This is a genomic window from Veillonella sp. CHU732 (genome assembly GCF_003992085.1).
Lineage (GTDB): Bacteria > Bacillota > Negativicutes > Veillonellales > Veillonellaceae > F0422.
The window spans coordinates 1-2,033 of record NZ_RQVC01000028.1 but is presented as its reverse complement, the minus strand read 5'-3'; the positions used below and the strand labels follow the sequence as shown (position 1 = coordinate 2,033).

Annotated in this window: 1 protein-coding gene; it reads right to left on the bottom strand. The window is 42.9% G+C overall.

Translation table 11 applies throughout. The annotated features are described in order from the left end of the window. On the bottom strand, positions 1-2,033 hold a 2,033-nt coding region (locus tag EO121_RS08530), incomplete at both ends, for a hypothetical protein (protein ID WP_206168555.1).

Below are 2,033 nucleotides of genomic sequence, written 5' to 3'. Positions count from 1 at the left end.
TTTGTTAATTTAGATCCACCGAAGTCTACGTCACCTTTAGCACCTGCTGCACCCGGTTTCACTGTAATAACTGCATTATCACCATTTTTAATTGTCAATGGATCTGTGCCATTACCAGAGATACCTTTCATGTTTGTTAAGGTATCTGCTAATTTCACTACTAAGCCGTTAGCATTTTCAGTAGCATCTTTTTCCACACGGATGTTAACACCTGCTGTTGCATCTGCTGCTGGTGTGAAGTTTTCCGCACCTTTCACAGTTAAGGTAGTACCTAATGCACGTTCTACAGCTTGCGCATCATCGCCTGTGAAAGTCAATGGTTGCACTGCTAATCCTTTCACTGTGTTGATACGAGCATCTAATTTTTCAACTGCTGCGCCCACATTGTTAACAGAATCTTTTCCATTCGTTCCATCATCTTTTGTGATTTCGTATGTAGGACCTGTTAATGCGCCGTTAGTAACTGTTGCATTGCCACCAAGAGCTGTTGCCAATTCTTGTTTAGCAGTATGCAATTGGCCACCATTCACAGCGTCTTTGGATTTATCAGCAATTGTACCATTAGCAATGTTGGATAATTTCGTACCTGTTGCACCTTCTGCTGTTGTAGTAGATCCATCTGGATTTACTAAACGAGCTTGTGGCGCATCTACTGGAGTAGCTGTTACACCTTGTGGAAGTTGATCCGCAGGTTTTAATTCGCCTTTGTCAGTCACAGCTTTAGCATCATACCATTTGCCGTCATTAGCTTTCACAACACGGTTGCCTTTATCATCTGTGTACACTACTGTACCAGCTTCGCCGTTACGAAGTGCATTCACTTTAGATGTTAAGTCTTGACCGTTCAAGCCGTCTTGGCCTGTTAAGCCTTTATCGCCTGCTACTGCCGTTGCATCATCAGCTTTTTTACCAGTGCCTGCTTTGCCATCACGGCCATCTGCACCGATTGTACCTACTGTGTTAGCTAAGTTTTCTACTTTCGCTAATGTATCTTTTGTAGCTTGAGACAATGCCACTGTGTAGTTACGCGTATTCGTAGCTGTATCTACTATATCTCCGTTTGTAACCTCAAGACCTTCACCAGCTGCTACTTTCGTATCAATAGCATCTACTGTGTATGTTGTTACATGGTCAACCGTAGCATCTGTAACCTTCACATTTTTACCAGCAGCTACTTTTACAGCGCCTGCTGCTAAGTCTTTGACTGCATTTTTGCCATCATCACTTAGGTTGCCTAAATCTTTATTCGCTGCGCTACCAACTTGTGTATCTACATAATCTTTGTTGGCTGCATCTGTACCTACAGTTGGAGCCGCTACATTAGAAATCACTTTATCACCAGCATTGATGCCATCTTTGCCGATTGTCACTGTTGTCACAGCTGGTTTTGCATCAGGAGCTGCCCCCGCTGGCAACGGTTGTGTATTCGTAATAGTCAGTTTATCTCCATCTAAGGCAAGTTTAGTACCTGCCCCATCAGTAGTTGTTGCATTCGTAACAGAAGTAATACCTACTAAGTCTTTTGCCAAACCGATTTCTAGTTTGCCATCATCAGTTTTCTTAGTGCGGATATTATTTGCTGCTGTTGTTGTCGTAGCAGGAACTGTGCCTTCACCAACGATATGTAAGGTTTCACCCAATTGCTTTTTGATGTCGTTTCCATCATTACCTTGGAATGTTAAACCTTTTGCAATGATTTCAGTAGCTGTGCTGTTCAAGTCATTTACGTTGACTGCCGCATGTTTCGTTTTTGCATCGCCTGCAGCTGTGTTCAAGTTGTCTAAGAATGTAGGCTTAGCACCATCAGCTACTGCAGCCGGAATCGCAGAGGCTACATTGTTGAATACTGTTGTACCACCAGTTGTCGTTCCATCTGTGTTCACTAAACGAGCTTGTGGAGTTTTCACTTCATCAGCTGTTACACCTTGTGGAAGTTGGTCGGCAGATTTTAATTTACCTTTTTCATCTACAGCTTTCGCATTGTACCATTTGCCATCATCAGCTTTCACAACACGGTTACCATTTTCATCCGT